At 70.8% G+C, this 16,975-nt stretch carries 19 protein-coding genes (1 of these 19 cut by a window edge); 17 read left to right on the top strand and 2 right to left on the bottom strand.

Annotated features, from left to right (window positions below):
• Positions 1-184: 184 nt before the first annotated feature.
• Positions 185-1,321 carry a GGDEF domain-containing protein gene (locus DFI_RS13480; RefSeq protein WP_051308297.1) on the bottom strand — a complete coding sequence of 379 codons (1,137 nt, stop codon included), beginning with the start codon at positions 1,319-1,321 and terminating at the stop codon, positions 185-187.
• A 293-nt stretch (positions 1,322-1,614) separates the two neighbouring features.
• On the opposite strand from DFI_RS13480, the gene DFI_RS13475 reads away from it, so the two are divergent.
• From DFI_RS13475 to pth, 17 genes are all read left to right on the top strand, one after another.
• Complete coding sequence (locus tag DFI_RS13475; protein ID WP_027464227.1) at positions 1,615-2,748, top strand: pyridoxal phosphate-dependent aminotransferase; 1,134 nt, start codon at positions 1,615-1,617, stop codon at positions 2,746-2,748.
• A 41-nt stretch (positions 2,749-2,789) separates the two neighbouring features.
• Positions 2,790-3,332 carry a hypothetical protein gene (locus tag DFI_RS13470; protein ID WP_027464228.1) on the top strand — a complete coding sequence of 181 codons (543 nt, stop codon included), beginning with the start codon at positions 2,790-2,792 and terminating at the stop codon, positions 3,330-3,332.
• A gap of 133 nt (positions 3,333-3,465) precedes the next feature.
• Positions 3,466-3,957 (top strand): hypothetical protein, encoded by a 492-nt coding sequence (locus DFI_RS13465; RefSeq protein ID WP_022800794.1) that lies wholly within the window; start codon positions 3,466-3,468, stop codon positions 3,955-3,957.
• Between the two features lie 271 nt (positions 3,958-4,228).
• Positions 4,229-5,470: an argininosuccinate synthase gene (locus DFI_RS13460; RefSeq protein WP_022800795.1), complete on the top strand. Its 1,242-nt coding sequence runs from the start codon at positions 4,229-4,231 to the stop codon at positions 5,468-5,470.
• Position 5,471: 1 nt separating this feature from the next.
• Complete coding sequence (locus DFI_RS13455) at positions 5,472-5,966, top strand: GNAT family N-acetyltransferase (RefSeq protein ID WP_022800796.1); 495 nt, start codon at positions 5,472-5,474, stop codon at positions 5,964-5,966.
• Positions 5,963-6,439 carry a GNAT family N-acetyltransferase gene (locus DFI_RS13450; RefSeq protein ID WP_027464229.1) on the top strand — a complete coding sequence of 159 codons (477 nt, stop codon included), beginning with the start codon at positions 5,963-5,965 and terminating at the stop codon, positions 6,437-6,439. Before DFI_RS13455 ends, DFI_RS13450 begins: the two co-directional genes overlap by 4 nt.
• Positions 6,440-6,561: 122 nt before the next feature.
• Positions 6,562-7,077 (top strand): GNAT family N-acetyltransferase, encoded by a 516-nt coding sequence (locus DFI_RS13445; RefSeq protein WP_051308298.1) that lies wholly within the window; start codon positions 6,562-6,564, stop codon positions 7,075-7,077.
• Positions 7,074-8,480 carry an argininosuccinate lyase gene (gene argH, locus DFI_RS13440; protein WP_027464231.1) on the top strand — a complete coding sequence of 469 codons (1,407 nt, stop codon included), beginning with the start codon at positions 7,074-7,076 and terminating at the stop codon, positions 8,478-8,480. Before DFI_RS13445 ends, argH begins: the two co-directional genes overlap by 4 nt.
• Positions 8,481-8,583: 103 nt before the next feature.
• Positions 8,584-9,075 (top strand): GNAT family N-acetyltransferase, encoded by a 492-nt coding sequence (locus DFI_RS13435; RefSeq protein ID WP_027464232.1) that lies wholly within the window; start codon positions 8,584-8,586, stop codon positions 9,073-9,075.
• Complete coding sequence (locus DFI_RS13430; protein ID WP_027464233.1) at positions 9,072-9,605, top strand: N-acetyltransferase; 534 nt, start codon at positions 9,072-9,074, stop codon at positions 9,603-9,605. The genes DFI_RS13435 and DFI_RS13430 overlap by 4 nt, the downstream gene beginning before the upstream one ends.
• Positions 9,606-9,702: 97 nt before the next feature.
• Complete coding sequence (locus tag DFI_RS13425; protein ID WP_027464234.1) at positions 9,703-11,349, top strand: hypothetical protein; 1,647 nt, start codon at positions 9,703-9,705, stop codon at positions 11,347-11,349.
• Positions 11,350-11,536: 187 nt separating this feature from the next.
• Complete coding sequence (gene carA / locus DFI_RS13420; RefSeq protein ID WP_027464235.1) at positions 11,537-12,721, top strand: glutamine-hydrolyzing carbamoyl-phosphate synthase small subunit; 1,185 nt, start codon at positions 11,537-11,539, stop codon at positions 12,719-12,721.
• Positions 12,722-12,873: 152 nt separating this feature from the next.
• Positions 12,874-13,629 carry a uracil-DNA glycosylase gene (locus tag DFI_RS13415; RefSeq protein WP_027464236.1) on the top strand — a complete coding sequence of 252 codons (756 nt, stop codon included), beginning with the start codon at positions 12,874-12,876 and terminating at the stop codon, positions 13,627-13,629.
• Between the two features lie 91 nt (positions 13,630-13,720).
• Positions 13,721-14,761, top strand: coding sequence for a DNA topoisomerase IB (locus DFI_RS13410; protein WP_027464237.1), 1,041 nt, complete (start codon positions 13,721-13,723; stop codon positions 14,759-14,761).
• Positions 14,758-15,258, top strand: coding sequence for a DUF427 domain-containing protein (locus DFI_RS13405; protein WP_027464238.1), 501 nt, complete (start codon positions 14,758-14,760; stop codon positions 15,256-15,258). Before DFI_RS13410 ends, DFI_RS13405 begins: the two co-directional genes overlap by 4 nt.
• Before the next feature lie 56 nt (positions 15,259-15,314).
• Positions 15,315-15,719 (top strand): hypothetical protein, encoded by a 405-nt coding sequence (locus tag DFI_RS13400; protein ID WP_022800807.1) that lies wholly within the window; start codon positions 15,315-15,317, stop codon positions 15,717-15,719.
• Between the two features lie 10 nt (positions 15,720-15,729).
• Positions 15,730-16,386, top strand: a complete 657-nt coding sequence (pth, locus tag DFI_RS13395) for an aminoacyl-tRNA hydrolase (RefSeq protein WP_027464239.1) — start codon at positions 15,730-15,732, stop codon at positions 16,384-16,386.
• A gap of 10 nt (positions 16,387-16,396) precedes the next feature.
• On the opposite strand, the gene DFI_RS13390 is transcribed toward pth, so the two are convergent.
• Positions 16,397-16,975, bottom strand: the 3' portion of a protein-coding gene (locus DFI_RS13390) for a phosphodiester glycosidase family protein (RefSeq protein ID WP_244940279.1). Its footprint extends 69 nt past the window's final position; the window shows 579 of its 648 coding nt (coding positions 70-648); its start codon lies off the right edge, out of view — the gene reads right to left on this strand; its stop codon occupies positions 16,397-16,399.

The following is a 16,975-nucleotide window of genomic DNA, read 5'->3' as shown; positions in this document are numbered from 1 at the left end:
TCCTGGACAACCTGATGTGAACGTGGCCGGTGGGCGTCAGGCCAGGGGTGGCAGGACGTTCACCGGGGCGCCGGCATGTTCCCTAAAGCTGGGCGGGACTCACCAGCCTCACCGTAACCCCGTGCAGGTGGCCTTTCCCGCAGGGGCAGGCAGACACTTTCTTTAGAGAACGACTGCCCGGCCCTCAGGGATGCGCTTCACCGGACACCCGGGCGGGCGGGGGCCCGGGGGTCAATTCGACGCGGTTGCGGCCGGCCTCCTTGGCGCGGTACATGGCCTGATCGGCCCGGTGCACGCAGTCGCTCAGGGCGTGCCGGTCCGTGCCGTCCGCCACGCCGAAACTGGCGGTGACGTGCCCCACCGTGAAGTGGTGCGCGGCGATGGCGGCGCGCAGGACCTCCACGCTGCGCTGCGCCTCCGCGGCACGCTGCCTGGGGATCAGCAGCAGGAACTCCTCGCCGCCCCAGCGGGCCAGCAGGGTCGTGCGGGGAGTGATCCGGCGGACCAGCTGCGCCAGCTCGCGCAGCACCTCGTCCCCGGCGGCGTGCCCGTGGCGGTCGTTGACCTGCTTGAAGTGGTCCACGTCGAACAGCACCACGGTGCGCACGCCGCGCCGCACGTGCGTCCAGTGTTCCTCCACGTACCGGCGGTTGGGCAGGCCGGTCAGCACGTCCATGTAGGCCAGCGTGCGCACCTCCGTCAGGTGTTCTTTCATGTGCGCCAGACTGGTCAGCAGGGCGATGGTCACGCCCTGGGCCAGCAGGAACTGCAGGGCGCTCACGGCCAGCGGCGCCCGGTCCGGGGTGGGCTGGCCCAGCAGGCTCAGGCCGGTGAGCAGCAGGGTCAGGGCGTACATCACCGCGGAGATGCGCAGAGCCGGCCGCACGTCCCAGGCGACGAAGGCGGTGATGAACAGCACCGGGAACCAGAAGGTGGCGGCACTGAGCTGCTGCTGCGCGCCGACGGTCATCGTGAGTTTCTGCCCGACCACCAGCAGGAAGTACCCGGCCGAGACGGCGTAGGTGACCTGCAGGGCCCGCACGGTCTCCAGCCGCCGCAGGGCGACCAGGGCCGTGCAGACGGTCAGGGTCAGCGCCAGGGCCAGCAGCAGCAGCAGGTCCGGGCGCCGCAGGTCCTCCGGGGCGTCCGCCTGCGCCAGCACCCCCATCAGTGACCCCACGATGCCGGGCACGGCAGCCGCCAGGTACACGCGCCGGAGCCGGCGCGCCCACACGCGGGTCAGGTCCGGGCCGGCCAGCAGCGGCAGCGCCCGGCGCCGCCCACGGACTGGGGACGGCGCGCCCGGCCGGCCCGGGCTCATGGGCTCTGGGCAGCCGGGCCCAGGGCGGTGAGGTGGGGTGCGGCGCCTGGCAGGTCGGGGGCAGTCGGCACGGGCAACTCCATCGGGGCAGGGGAGAGGCGGGGCCGGGCAGTGGGCAGCCGGGGCCGCTCCCGGCCGGGAACGCGGCAGGCGGGGAACACCGGAAGGCAGGAAAGACGGTGGGAGGGCGCGCCGCTCCGGGGTGGGGGCACTCTGGACCGTCAGTGTACGGGAGCCGGGGCGCGCCCTTCCACGCCCCACCGGGGGCATGCGCCCTTCCCTACACTGGCGGCATGCCTGCCCTTCAGCCCCGTGCCCTGGCCGCTCAGGAAAGCGTGTTCGCCCGCACCAGCCGCGAGGCGGCCGCGCGGGGCGCAGTGAACCTCGGTCAGGGGTTTCCGGCCGCGGCCCCGCCGGCCTTCCTGCTGGACGCCGCCCGGGCGGCCGTGGGACGCCACGACCAGTACACGCCGCCGGCCGGTCTGCCGGCCCTGCGTGAGGCGCTGGGCGCCGAGTTCGGGGTGGATCCGGCCGACGTGCTGGTCACCTCCGGCGCCACCGAGGGCCTGCAGACCCTCGCCCTGGCGCTGTACCCGCCGGGTGGGGAGGTGCTGACGCTGGAGCCCGCCTTCGACGTGTACGGCCCGCAGGCAGAGCTGGCCGGGGCGCGGGCGGTGCCGGTGATGCTGGCCCTGGACCCGCAGCTCGGCTGGCGCCTGGACCTGGACGCGGTGGCCCGCGCGGTCACGCCGCGCACCTGCGCGCTGCTGCTGAACACGCCGCACAACCCGACCGGTCTGGTGTTCACCCCGGCGGAGGTGGAGGCGCTGGTGGCGCTGGCCCGGGCGCACGATCTGTGGATCGTCAGTGACGAGGTGTACGACGAGCTGTATTTCGGGCCGCGACCGGTGTCCCCACGGGCGCTGGCCCCGGAGCGGACCTTCGTGGTGGGCAGCGCCGGGAAGCGGCTGGAGGCGACCGGCTGGCGGGTGGGGTGGGTCGTGTGCCCGCCCGGGCTGGCGTCCTCGCTGGCGGGGGTGCGGCAGCTGGCGTCGTTCTGCGCGCCCACGCCGTTCCAGTGGGCGGTGGTTCGGGCCCTGCCGGTCGCCCGTGAGGGCGGGCTGTACGGGGCGCTGCGCGATTCGTACGCGGCGCGCCTGGACATCCTGGCGGGCGGCCTGGAGGCGCTGGGTGTGACGGTATTCCGGCCCGGCGGGTCGTACTTCCTGACGGCGCACCGGGCGGACTGGAGCGCCGCGGCCCTGATGGACGCGGGTGTGGCGGCCATTCCCGTGCAGGCGTTCTGCTCGCAGGCGCTGAACGTGCCCGGGGTGATGCGGCTGGCCTTCTGCAAGTCGGAGGCGGACCTCGCGTTGGCGCTGGAGCGTCTGGCGACGATGGACGCGGCGCGCTCGACCGGATCGTAACAATCGTTACTTTTCTCATGGGGTTCAGGTACGGTGGGCGCATGAAGAAAGCCTTCATCGCCGCCCTCACGCTCTCCACCGCCCTCAGCACCGCCAGCGCCGACAGCTTCGGCATCCGCGCCGGGTACCTCCAGCCCTGGTACACCTACCAGGGCGAGGCCCTGAACCTGGACGGCTCCTTCTCCGTCGGCCTGCAGTACACCTACAGCCTGGACGCGCTCTCCAGCGTCCGCGCCGCGCTGGACCTGACCCCCAACCTGCACGGCCTGGACCTCATGGGCTTCGGTGGCGAACTCGCCTATCTGGTGAAGTTCCCCGGCGCCGTGAGCACCTACAACGACATCAACCTGTACGCCGGCGCCGGCCTGGGCGCCCAGTTCGCCACCGACAGCGGCGCGAACCTGCTGGCCTTCAACCCCACCCTGATCGGCGGGATGAACTTCTACGCCACCCCCGAGCTTGGCATGTACCTCGAAGTCGGCGCCGGGTACTCCTTCATGACCGTCAGCGGCAACGGCAGCTCCACCACCTTCGGTGGCCTGTTCGCGCAGCCCCGCCTGGGCCTGACCTACACCCTCCGCTGAGCTTCTGTCCCGACTGGCCCCGCGTCTGGCGGGGCTTATTTTTCGTCCCATTTGTGGGGAATGAAGGCGTTCTACAGAACGGATTGACGATTCTGGTACACGCAATTTTCATGCTGGCCTGTAAAGTCAGGGTATGAAGAAAGCGATCCTCGTTACGGTTCTGGCATCCACGGTCTCCTCGGCGGCCGCGGCGGATTACGTCGGGTTCTTTGTGGGCGGCACCATGGGCGGCTTCGGCGGCGGGCTGCACTACCAGCAGGACGTGGGCAGCGCCAGCGCCATGCGTTACGCGCTGACCGGCCTGGGCCTCAGCAACGGGTACTTCAACATCGGCGGCGAGTTTGCGTACCTGAACGACCTGTCCGCCGCGAACGGCTTCGGGCCCCTGCAGCCCTACTACGGCCTGGGCCTGGGCGCCGGCGTGACCCTGGGCAACGCGAGCGCCGTGGGCCTGTACCCGCACGTGCTGGGCGGCCTGCGCTACAACGTGGCCAGCACGCCCCTGAGCGTCTTCGGTGAGGTGAACCTCGGGCCGAGCATCGTGTTCGCCAGCGCCGGCAGCAGCTCCGGCGTCGGCGTGAGCTTCGGTCTGGGCGGCCGCCTGGGCATCAACTACCGCCTCTGAGTTTCACCTGAACCCCAGGGCCCCTTTCCGTTATCGGTAGGGGCCTGCTTTCCTGTGGCGCCGGCAGGCGGGGACCCGGCAGCTTGACCCGGCCCGGTTCGCCTGCTAGCTTCGGTGAATAGCTATGCGAAATTTTCGCATACTCATACAGACCCACTGATGCTGACCCTGACCCCCCGACGCTGACCCCGGCCGACCTGCCCCCCGCAGGCCGGCCCGTCACGTCTGGGGGTCTTGTGCCCTCACGCCCCACAAGCAGGAGAATGCCCCCATGACCCAGACAGGCACCCCCACCCCCGAGCAGCGGCAGAAGATCGTCCTCGCCTACAGCGGCGGCCTGGACACCAGCATCATCCTCAAGTGGCTCGCCGAGGAACGCGGCTACGACGTCGTCGCCTTCACCGCCGACCTGGGCCAGGGCGACGAGGTGGAAGAAGCCCGCGTCAAGGCCCTGAACACCGGCGCCGTCAGCGCCTACGCCCTGGACCTCCGCGAGGAGTTCGTGCGCGACTACGTGTTCCCCATGTTCCGCGCCAGCGCCCTGTACGAGGGCTACTACCTGCTCGGCACCAGCATCGCCCGCCCCCTGATCGCCAAGAAGATGGTCGAGATCGCCGAGAAGGAAGGTGCGGTCGCCGTCGCGCACGGCGCCACCGGCAAGGGCAACGACCAGGTCCGCTTCGAGATGACCGCCTACGCCCTGAAGCCCGACATCGTCACCGTCGCCCCCTGGCGCGACTGGGACTTCCAGGGCCGCGCCGACCTGGAAGCCTACGCCCGTGAGCACGGCATTCCCGTCCCCACCACCAAGAAAGACCCCTGGAGCACGGACGCGAACATGCTGCACATCAGCTACGAGGGGGGCATCCTGGAAGACCCCTGGGCCGAGCCGCCCGCGCACATGTGGAAACTGACTGTGCCGGTCGAGCAGGCGCCCGACGAGGCCGAGTACGTGGAGGTGGAGTTCGAGCAGGGTGACCCGGTCGCCATCAACGGCGAGCGCCTGAGCCCGGCCGCGCTGCTCACGAAGGCCAACGAGATCGGCGGGCGCAACGGCGTGGGCCGCCTGGACCTGGTGGAGAACCGCTTCGTGGGCATGAAGTCCCGCGGCGTGTACGAGACGCCCGGCGGGACGCTGCTGTACCACGCCCGCCGCGCCGTGGAGAGCATCACCCTGGACCGCGAGGTGCTGCACCAGCGCGACGCCCTTGGCCCCAAGTACGCCGAACTGGTCTACAACGGCTTCTGGTTCGCGCCGGAACGCGAGGCGCTGCAGGTGTACCTGGATTTCGTGGCCAGCAGCGTGACCGGCGTGGCCCGCCTGAAGCTGTACAAGGGCAACGTGATCACCGTGGGCCGCCGCGCGCCCCGCAGCCTGTACGACAAGGACCTCGTGAGCTTCGAGGCGGGCGGCGACTACAACCAGCACGACGCCGGCGCGTTCATCAAACTGAACGCCCTGCGCATGCGCGTGCAGGCCCGCGTGGACGCCAAAGCGGAGAAGCAGGGCTGAGATGACGCCCGACCTGCCCGGCGGGTACGCGCTGCGCCCGGCCACCGCGCCGGACGCGGAGGCCATCGCCGTGCAGCGCGGGCAGATGTTCGTGGACATGGGCGCCCTGACCGACGCTCAGGCCTGGGCGCAGCGCGGCCAGTGGACCGACTGGCTCCGCTCGGCCCTGCCCGCCGGGGTGTACACCGGGTTTCTGGTCGAGCACGGCAGGCAGGTGGTGGCGGGCGTGGGTGTGATGCTGCACCCGCAGATTCCCACCCTGACCGACCCGGCCACGCAGCGCGCCCACGTCCTGAACATGTACGTGAGCCCCGCCCACCGCCGCCGCGGACTGGCGGAGGCGCTGATGCACGCCGCGCTCTCGCACGTGCGGGCCTGCGGCCTGCGCAGCGTCACGCTGAACGCCGCGCCTATGGGCCGGCCCCTCTACGAGCGGCTGGGCTTCACCGAGTCCGGCAGTCCCGAGATGCGCCTCACCCTGGACGGCCCGGCGTGACGCCCTTCACGCTCCGGCCGGTGACGCCCGCCGACCTGCCCGCCTTTCACGCCGTGATGATGGCGGCCGGCATGGACCCCCGCAGCAGCTGGACCCGCACGACCCTGCAGGACCTGGAACGGTCGCTGTTCGGGCCCGGGGCGGGCGGTGTCGTGGCCGTGCAGGCGGGCGAGGTGGTGGGCGTGGTGGGCTTCCGGCCGGACGGCGCGGCCACGCTAACACTGAATAAGCTCGCCACGCTCCCCCGCGTGCGCGGGCAGGGGGTGGGCCGGGCGCTGGTGGCGGCCGTGGAGGAGACGGCCCGGCAGGGCGGGTACGCGCGGGTGCTGCTGGCGGTCAGCCAGTTCAATCTGGACGTGCTGCCCTTCTACGCGGCCCTGGGGTACCGCCGCACGGACGAACCCTACGCCCACGCCAGCCCGCACAGCCCCCCGCCGGTCGTGCTGGTCCGGTCCCTGGGGGGCGTGGGGTGAGCTGCGGCGGCCTGCCGAGGCCAGGGCCGGTGGCCGTGTGGGCACCTGTCACCCGCCGAAGGGGAACAATGGTGCTGTCCACCCGCCTTCCCTTCTTGTCCCCGCTTCAGGAGGTCACAGGAATGAACAGTTCTCCTTTTACCCTCAGCGGCGTGCACTACCGCTCCATCACCCCGGACGACGTGCCCGCCTTCTACGACGTGATGATGAACGCCGGCATGGACGGGCGCGCCGAGACGTGGAACGGCACCACCCCGGACGACCTGCGGGCCACGCTGTTCGCCCCGGACTGCGGCGGGTACCTGGCCGTGGACCGGGACGGCCGCGCGGTGGGCTGCGTGGGGTACCGCCCGCACGGGAACCACACCCTGGTCCTGTACCGCCTGGCGACCCGCCCGGAAGCGCGGGGCCGCGGCGTGGGCCGGCAGCTGATGAACGAGGCCGAAGGCATGGCGAACCGTGAGGGCTACGGGCGCCTGATGCTGCCGATCAGCCAGTTCAACCTGGGCGTGATTCCCTTCTACGAGCACCTGGGGTACCGGCAGGTGGACGAGCCGTACCCCTTCCTGAAAGAGGGCCGGCCGGCGCCGGTCGTGATGGTCAAGGAATTCAAGAGCCACAACGAGGACAGCGAGTGACAGACAGCAGGCAGGCAGGCGACAGGAAGCTCTGGGGCGGGCGCTTCGCGGAAGCGACCGACGGGCTGGTGGAACTCTTCAACGCGTCGGTGGGCTTCGATCAGCGCCTCGCGGAGCAGGACATCCGGGGCTCGCTGGCCCACGTGGCGATGCTGGGCCGGCAGGGCATCCTGACCGAGGATGAGGTGGCTGAGATCACGGCCGGGCTGCACGGCGTCCTGGCGGACATCCGCGCCGGGACCTTCGAGTGGCGCCTGGACCGCGAGGACGTCCACATGAACGTGGAGGCCGCCCTGCGCGACCGGATCGGGCCGGTGGCCGGCAAGCTGCACACCGCCCGGTCGCGCAACGACCAGGTCGCGGTGGACTTCCGGCTGTTCACGAAGGAAGCCGCGCTGGACCTGGCCGGCAAGACCCGCGAGCTGCGGGCCGTGATGCTGGCCGAGGCGGAAAAGCACCTGGAAACGGAAGTGATCCTGCCCGGGTACACGCACCTTCAGGTGGCGCAGCCGATCCTGCTGTCGCACTGGTTCATGGCGTACGTGGCGATGCTGGAACGCGACGAGGGCCGCTTCCGCGACGCGGCCGAGCGCATGGACGAGAGCCCGCTGGGGTCCTCGGCGCTGGCGGGCACGCCCTGGCCGCTGGACCGCCACGCGACCGCGCGGGAACTGGGCTTCGCGCGGCCCACCGCGAACAGCCTGGACGGCGTGGGCAGCCGCGACTTCGCGCTGGAGTTCCTGTCCGCCTGCGCGATTCTCGCGGCGCACCTCTCGCGCCTGAGCGAGGAACTGATTCTGTACTCCACCTTCGAGTTCGGCTTCATCACCCTGCCGGATTCGCACACCACGGGCAGCAGCATCATGCCGCAGAAGAAGAACCCGGACGTCAGCGAACTGGCGCGTGGGAAGGCCGGGCGGGTGTTCGGGAACCTGATGGGCCTCCTGACGGTCGTGAAGGGCACGCCGCTCGCGTACAACAAGGATCTGCAGGAGGACAAGGAGGGCGTGTTCGACAGTTACGACACCCTGTCCATCGTGCTGCGCCTGTACGCCGAGATGATGCCCAAGACCGTGTGGCACGCCGACGTGACCCGCGCCGCGGCCGCCCGGGGGTACAGCACCGCCACGGACGTCGCGGACTTCCTGGCGCGGCAGGGCGTGCCGTTCCGCGAGGCGCACGAGGTCGTGGGCGGTCTGGTGGGGCTCGCCAGCCGCACCAGCCGCCAGCTGTGGGACCTGACCGACGAGGAACTGCGCGCCGCGCACCCCCTGCTGAATGCCGGGGTGGCGCAGCAGCTGACCGTGCAGGAAAGCGTGCGCAGCCGCCAGAGCTTCGGGGGCACCGCGCCCGACCGCGTGCGCGAGGCCATCGTGAACGCGAAGCAGGCCCTGAATCCGTGAAGCAGCTTCCCTCCATGCCCCGCGCCACCCGACGACGACCGGGCCCGCCTGCCCCCCGGCCCGCGTCCGCCGCCCCGACTCACCCCCGCATGGAGACCCCCGCATGACCACCCTGACTGACCAGCACATCAAACTCCGGCAGGCCACGCCCGCCGACCACGCCGTGATCGTGGACCTGCTCGAGCGCACCGGCCTGCACACCGGCAGCGTCACCCTGGAGGAGGGCTGCACCTACTGGATTGCCGACCTGGACGGCGTGGCGGGCGGCTGCATCGGCCTGGAGCACGGGCCGGGCGCGTCGCTGATCCGCTCCACGGCGGTGCTGCCGGCCGCCCGGTCCCGGGGCCTGGGGCGGGCGCTGGTGCTCTCGGCGCTCACGCACGCGTCCCTGCGCGGGGACGGCACGGTGTACCTGTTTTCCAGCGAGGCCGGCGACTACTGGAAACGCTTCGGGTTCGAGCCGGCCACCGCCGCGGAGATCGAGGCGGCCCTGCCGGACACCCCGCAGGTCCGCAGCGGCCTGACCCGCGGCTGGATTCACGACGAGCAGGTCTGGAAGCACGCCCTGTTCCGGCCCGGGGTTGAGGGCGCGTGACCTTCCTGAGCCTGGATTCCATCGCCATTCCTGACGTTCACCCGGACGCGCCGCTGGTGACGCGCAAGGCGAAACTCTCGGACATCGACGCCATTCACGAACTGATCGGGTACTGGGCCAGCCGCGGGCAGATGCTGGTGCGCAGCAAGCCGCTGCTGGCCGAGACCATCCGCGACTTTCACCTGGTTCTGGCCGAGGGGCACGAGGGTCGCCCGGGCGGGCTGGTGGGCGTGTGCGGCCTGCACATGCTCGCGCCGGACATCGCGGAGGTGCGGGGGCTGGCCGTGCACCCGAACATGCAGGGCCGCGGCCTGGGCAGGCAGCTCGTGCTGAGCTGCGAGGCGGAGGCGCGGGCCATCGACCTGCCCACCCTGTTCGCTTGGACGTACCAGCAGACCTTCTTCGAACGCTGCGGGTTCACGCGCATCGAGAAGACGAACCTGCACCCGAAGGTCTGGAGCGAGTGCCAGCGCTGCGCCTTCTTCGAGAACTGCAACGAGATCGCCATGCTCAAGTCCCTGCGGGGCTGAGCGGCAGCGGAAGGGGCCGGGCCGGCGCGACGGGCCCGGCCCCACTGCATGATCTGCGGCATGAATTGTGTGAAGGGTCACCTATGCTGCGGGGCGTATGAGATCCCTGACCGTCCTCTCCTCCCTGCTTCTGACGTCCGCCCTGTACGGTTCCGCCCAGGCCGCCCAGGTGCCCCCGCTGGCCGAGCACCTCCCCGCCGGCGCGCTGATGACCTTCGAGACCCGCAACGCCGGCAGCCTGATCGCCCGGGTGGGCAAGCTGGTCGGCGCCGTGGCGCTGGGCGAGACAGAGGGCGCGGGCGCCCTGACCGGGATGGTGGGCAGCGTGCTGGGCCAGGACGCCACGGTGGGCGTGTTCACCGTGACCGGCGCGCGCGGGACGTTCGCGCCGGCGCTGCTGGCCGTGGCCCGCCCCAACGCCGAGGGCAGGAAACTGCTGGCGGCCATGATGCCGAAGAAAAAGGGCGCGAAGGTCGGCGTGTACCCGTTCGTGCGCTCCGAGGACGACCTGTTCATCGGGCAGGCCGAGGGCGTGGCGTACGCCTCCACCGACAAGTCCCTGCTGATGGCCTACCTGTCGCGCCTGAGCGGCAAGGACGCCCCGCGGCTGCTGAACTCGGAGGCGTACACCACGCCCATGCGCTCGGTGGGCGGGCAGGAGGCGCGGATGTTCGTGAACTTCTCCGCCGCCGCGAAGGTGGCCCGCAGCGCCCTGGCGGAGTGGCACGTGCCGCGCCTGCTGTCCCCGGTCGTGGACGCGCTGGACACCCTGGGCCAGTGGGCGGGCGGCATGAGCACCACCGTGCAGGGCTGGTCCACCGTGAGCGCGCACCTGCCCAACCCGCAGGGCCGCGACCGGCCGCTGTACGCCCTGCTCACGCCCACCACCACCTTCCGCGTGCAGGAGCTGATTCCCGCCGACGCCGAGGCGGTGCAGGCCAGCGCCTGCCACCCGGGCGCGGGATCGTACCTGGGCCGCTGGCTGACCCGCGTGGACCTGCTGGACCCGCTGGGCTTCCTGACCGACACGCAGCTCGCCAGCCACCTGGAGCGCAGCGGGCAGTACCTGGGCGGCGAGTGCGCCCAGGTGACCCTGGCGGGCGGCACCAGGGCAGGCCTCAACATGAGTGACCCGGGCGCCAGCCTGGGGTACACCGTGTGGTACCAGCGCGTGGAGGACCTGGACGCGGCCCGCGCCCACCTGCCCGAGTTCGCCCGGAGCGTGAACGCCGCCCTGGGCGCCCTGCCGGGCACGCTCCGGGGCATGGCGTCCGGGGCGGGCAGCGCCGTCAGCGCGGGCGGCAAGTCCCGCCTGCCGGGCGCGGCCGCCGGGGCCATGGCCGAGGGCCTGGGTGAACTGGACGCCGTGCTGAAGAACCTGAAATTCAGTTACGGCTTCCGCGGGGATTACCTGATCGTCGGCCTGAGCGACGCGGCCGTGCAGAAGGTCCTGAAGGAAGGCGGCGAGGGACTGCTGGGCAGCGCCGACTTCCGCGCGGCGAACCTGAGCATGACCGGCGGCGGCTGGCAGTACGCCCGGAACCTGCCGGACCTGACCGAGAAGGACATGGCGAGCATGATGTCCGGCGCCGACGAGGAGGCGGACATGATGATGGAGATGTTCGGCGACGTGTACGCGGACGTGCTCAACCGCTACGACGGCATGAGCGCGCAGCGGACCGTGTCGGCCCTGCCGTCCGGGCACCTGATCCTCACCAAGAGCCGCGTGAAATTCCGCTGGTAAGGCGTCCCGGCCCGCCCGGAGGGAGTCTGGACCGCCCGGCGGGACAGATGACGGTCTTTACCGGGCGGGCCTGCTAGACTTTCCCGCTGAAGTGACCGCCGTTTGATGCATAAAAGTGCAAGGCGGTTCATCGACAGCACGCAGGTCCATGAAACGCGCCCCGCGAGGCGGTATGGGAGGGGAAAGCATGATCAGGAAGGAACGCGCGATTCTGGCGCTGGAAGACGGCACGGTGTACCGGGGGTACGCCTTCGGGCACCGCGGGGAGACGGTCGGCGAGGTCGTGTTCAACACGAGCATGACCGGCTACCAGGAGATCATGACCGACCCCAGTTACAACGGGCAGATCGTGACCATCACGTACCCCCACGTCGGCAACTACGGTGTGGCGATCTACGACATGGAATCCAACAAGCCGTACGTGCGCGGGTTCATCTCCCGCGAGTTCAGCGGTGACTACTCCAACTACCGCGCCCAGCAGTCGCTGGAGGAGTTCATGCAGGCGCACGGCGTGGTGAGCATCCAGGGCATCGACACCCGCGCCCTGGTTCGCCGCCTGCGCACGGGCGGCGTGGTCAAGGGCGTGATCGCACACCGCAGCTTCACGCACCCGGAAGATCCGTACGGCGAGTTCACGCCCGCCGAGGAACTCGTGTACGTGCAGCGCGCCCGCGACCACCAGGACATCGACGGGCACGACATGACCCGAGAGGTCACCACGCCCCTGCCCTACGCCTTCCCGACCCTGCGGCACGGCAAGCGCGTCGTGCTGATGGACTTCGGCATCAAGCACACCATCATCGAGCGCCTCTCGGAAGTGGGCATCGAACCGATCGTGGTTCCGGCGCACACCACCCCCGCGCAGATCATGGCCCTGCAACCCCACGGCCTGTTCCTCAGCAACGGCCCCGGCGATCCCGCGCCGCTGGAGTACGCACACAAGACCGCCTGGGAGATGATGGGCCTGCTGCCCACCTTCGGCATCTGCCTGGGGCACCAGATCCTGGGCCTCGCGGCGGGCGGCCGGACCTTCAAGATGAAGTTCGGGCACCGCGGCGGCAACCAGCCGGTGAAGAACCTGCTCAACGGCACCGTGGAGATCACCGCGCAGAACCACGGGTACGCCGTGGACATCGACAGCATCCCCAACGGCGCGTTCGTGCCCACCCACGTGAACCTGAACGACGGCACGCTGGAAGGCATGGCGCACAGCCGCTACCCGGTGTTCTCCGTGCAGTACCACCCGGAAGCGAGCCCCGGCCCGCACGACAGCCGCTACCTGTTCGACCGCTTCATCGAGGAGATCGACGCGTTCGACGGCGGCACCGGCAGCCCGGTGCAGAAGGCCCTCACCGGCCGCCTCGGCGTGTAACCCCTCCCTCCGTTGGAGGCGGCCCGGACGTGCATGTCCGGGCCGCCTCTCTTTTGGCCCCGCGCGGCGCCCGCGCTGAACGGACCCCCAAGGCACCTTCAGGGCAAGGCGCACCCGGGACGCGGCACACTGCAGGCACAAGGAGTGTGCCCATGCCCGACCAACCCGACCTGTTCGGCTCCACCCCCGCCCGCCCCAAGCCGCTGTTCCCGGCCGGCCTCCCGGACGACTGGAAGGCCGCCCTGGAACCCGAGTTCAGCGCGCCTTACTTTCACGAACTCAAGGACTTCCTGGTGCGTGAGCGACAGGAGCACACCATCTTCCCGCCGGCGCCGGACGTGTTCAACGCCCTGCGGTTCACGCCGCTGTCGGACGTGAAGGTGCTGATCCTGGGCCAGGACCCCTACCACCGGCCCGGGCAGGCGCACGGCCTGAGTTTCAGCGTACGGCCGGGCGTGACCGTGCCGCCCAGCCTGCGCAACATCTACAAGGAACTCACCGCGGACCTGCCCGGCTTCACCCCGCCCCGCCACGGGTACCTGAAGCACTGGGCGGACCAGGGGGTCCTGCTGCTGAACGCCGTGCTCACCGTGCGGGAGGGGCAGGCGAACAGCCACCAGGGGAAAGGCTGGGAGACCTTCACGGACGCCGTGATCCGCGCCGTGAACGCCAAGCCCGACCGGGTGGTGTTCGTGCTGTGGGGCGCGTACGCCCGCAAGAAGGCCAAACTGATCACCGGGCCGCAGCACGTGATCGTGGAGTCCGCGCACCCCAGTCCGCTCAGCGAGGCGAAGTTCTTCGGGTCCCGCCCCTTCAGCCGGGTGAACGCCGCGCTGGAAGAGGCCGGGCAGGCGCCCATCGACTGGCAGCTGCCCGCGCAGGTGCAGGAGGATCCCGGCCGCTCCTGAGAAGCGCCTCAAGGAACGCCCGGGGTGGGCCGGGCGGGGATTGCAAGGCACCGGACAATGCCGCGCCGCACCCCCCGGGCATGCTGGCCCCATGCCGTCCCGCACTGAACTGCTGGCCGCGGAGTACCTGCGCCGCGAGGGCCACGACCCGAAAGCCTTCCGGTACTTCACGCCGGACGGCCGGGAGTACCGCAACCGCGCGGGCCTGGCGCGCATCGCGGCGCTGGCCGTGCCGCCCGCTTACCAGGACGTGTACGTGTCACCCGACCCGGACGCGGAACTGCAGGCCTTCGGGCGGGACGCCGCAGGCCGGTTGCAGTACCGCTACCACCCGGATTTCGTGCAGGCCGGCGCGCTGAAGAAATGGCAGCGGCTCTCGCGGTTCGCCGGGGTGCTGCCGGACCTGCGGGCGGCTACCACGGCGGATCTCCGTTCGGCGGGCCTGCCCCCACGCAAGGTCACGGCCCTGATGACGCGGCTGCTGCACGTGGCCCGTTTCCGGGTGGGCAGCGACGCGTACGCCCAGCACAACCGCACGTACGGCCTGAGCACCCTGCGGCAGCGGCACGTGGTCGTGGAGGGCAGCACCGTCACGTTCCGGTTCCGGGGCAAGCACGGCATCTCGCAGCACAAGGCGACCACCGACCGCACGCTCGCCGCGAACATCTCGAAACTGCTGGAACTGCCGGGCCCGTGGCTGTTCCAGGCGGCGGACGACGCGGCCGGCGGGCGGCGCCGCGTGCGCGCCCCGGAGCTGAACACCTACCTGCGCGAGGTGATCGGGCCGTTCACCGCGAAGGACTTCCGCACCTGGGGCGGCACGCTGCTGGCCGCCGAGTTCCTCGCGGAGGCCGGCACCGCGGACACCGAGCGCAGCGCGAAGCGCACCCTGGTCGAGTGCGTGAAGTACGTGGCCGACGACCTGGGCAACACCCCGGCCGTCACGCGCGGCAGCTACATCTGCCCGGTGATCTTCGACCGGTACCTGGACGGCAAAGTCCTCGACGATTACGAGCCGCGCACCGCCCGGCAGGAAGCGGCCCTGGACGGCCTGACCCGCAGCGAGGCGGCCCTGAAACGCATGCTGGACAGCGAACGCGCCCTGCGGACCCGGGCCCGGAAGGCCGCGTGAGCCCCCAGCCGGTCCCCACGCCGCCCGGGCCCGGGCAGGAGAGCGTGTGGGCGTACCCACGCCCGCCCCGCCTGGAACGCACGCCCAGACGCCTGGAAATCTGGCTGGGCGGCGTGAGGATCGCCGACACGACGGGCGCGTACCGGGTGCTGGAGACCAGTCACCCGCCCACCTACTACCTGCCGCGGGCCGCCTTCCTGCCCGGCGTGCTGCAACCAGCGGCGGGCCGCAGCGTCTGCGAGTGGAAAGGGCCGGCCACCTACTGGACGCTGGAGGCCGGCGGGCAGCGCGCCGAGGCCGCCGGCTGGAGTTACGAGACCCCCTCCCCGCCCTTCCAGGCCATCGCGGGGTTCGTGGCGGTATACGCGGGGCGCATGGACGCCTGCCGCGTGGACGGCGTGCCCGTCACGCCGCAACCGGGCGGGTTCTACGGCGGGTGGATCACGCCGGACGTCGTCGGGCCGTTCAAGGGGGAGCCCGGAAGCATGGGCTGGTAGGCACGCTGAAGGCTGCGGGAAGGCAGGCCGGGCGGGGCAGGCGGTACCCTGCGCGCATGACCGACACCGCGATCCGCTCGAAACTGGACGCCCTGGCCCGCGACCTCAAGGCCTACCACAAGGCCCTGCTGAACTTCGCGCGCGGCGAGTACGAGTTCCTGTACGGCCCGGTGAAAAACGAGTTCGAGCTGTACTCCCTGGTGATGAACCACGAGAGCTTCCAGTGGCTGCGGCCGCTGTCCGGCCTGATGGCAACGCTGGACGACGTGCTGGACACCAAGGGCATGCAGCTCACGCAGCGGAACGTGGACGACGTGCAGGGGGCCCTGGGCCTGCTGTTCAGCGAAGCCGACTCGCGGTTCGCGGACTTCCGCGCCGGGTACACCCGCGCGAAGGGGGACGCGGCCGTCCGGGAGACCGAGGCGAAATGGCGCGCGCTTCTGAACAGCATGGAGGCCTGAGGCGTTGAGTCTGAAACTGGTGGTGGGCCTGGGCAACCCGGGCACGCAGTACGCGCAGACCCGGCACAACGTCGGGTGGCTGGTCGTGGACGAACTCGCCCGCCGCTGGGGGGCCACCTGGCGCAAGGAGAAGGACGCCGAGACCGCCGAGGTCCGCGTGGGCCCCGCGCCGGGCGCGAAGGTGCTGCTCGTCAAGCCGCAGACGTTCATGAACGCGTCCGGGAAGGCCGTGCAGCCGCTCCTCGCCTTCTATAAGCTGGGCGGCGATGACCTGCTGGTCGTGCAGGACGACCTGGACAGTCCCTTCGGGCTGCTGAAGTTCCGCATGGGCGGCCGGCACGGCGGGCAGAACGGCGTGCGGGACATCATCCGCCTGCTGGGCCATGAGGCCTTCCCGCGCCTGAAGGTGGGCATCAACCGCCCCCCGGCCGGCTGGGCGGTGAGTGACTGGGTGCTCAGCCGCTGGCGGCCGGAGGAGGCGACCATCCTGGCGGAACTGGTGCGCCTCGGTGCGAATGCCGCGGAGGTCTGGGCCACGGCCGGCCTCACCGAAGCGCAGCAGGGCTTCAACGGCACGGACCTGCGCCCGAAACCCGAACCGAAACCGGCCCCTGAACCGGAAATGCCGCCGGCCGAGCCTCACGCACCGGACGCCGCCGACATCTGAGCACTTCCTTTTACCGCACCACGGCCCAGATGCCGGCGAACTCCGCGAGCTGCGTGTTGCGGCCCGGGGTGGCGTACGCGCTGATGCTGCCGTCCAGGTACAGGGCGTCCGGGCACTTCAGCGTGTCCCGGAAGAACAGCGCGAAGGCGTAGAAGTTCACCGGACCGGCACTGACCGCGAACCGCACCCGGCCGTCCCGGCACACGCCCACGCCGCTGCGCAACTTGAAACTCGTACTGCCCTTGTTAAACGCCGGGTGCAGCCGGCCCGCCTGAACCAGCAGCGGGCCGGACTGCGTGGCGTAGGTGGGCGTGAGGTTCAGGCGGCGGTAGGCTCCGGTCTCGGTTACGCCCGCCCGGGTGCCCTGAATCCAGAACACCCCGTTGGGCAGCAGGGCGAAATTGCCCCCAGACCGCGCGTTGTTGAGGGCCGTCAGCGTTCGTCCCTGCTCCACATGCAGGCCCAGCGGACGGGGACCGGCCGCATAGATCCCGCTGTTCGTTGCGAACAGGACCGCGCTGCCCCGACGGGCGACCTCGGCCTGCACAGCGTCGAAAGTGCGGAACGGCTGACCCTGCCGGTCCTTCCA

Source organism: Deinococcus ficus, assembly GCF_003444775.1.
In the GTDB taxonomy this organism is placed as follows: Bacteria; Deinococcota; Deinococci; order Deinococcales; family Deinococcaceae; genus Deinococcus; species Deinococcus ficus.
Note: the sequence above shows the minus strand (reverse complement) of the source record. Positions and strands in the feature narration are given on the sequence as shown.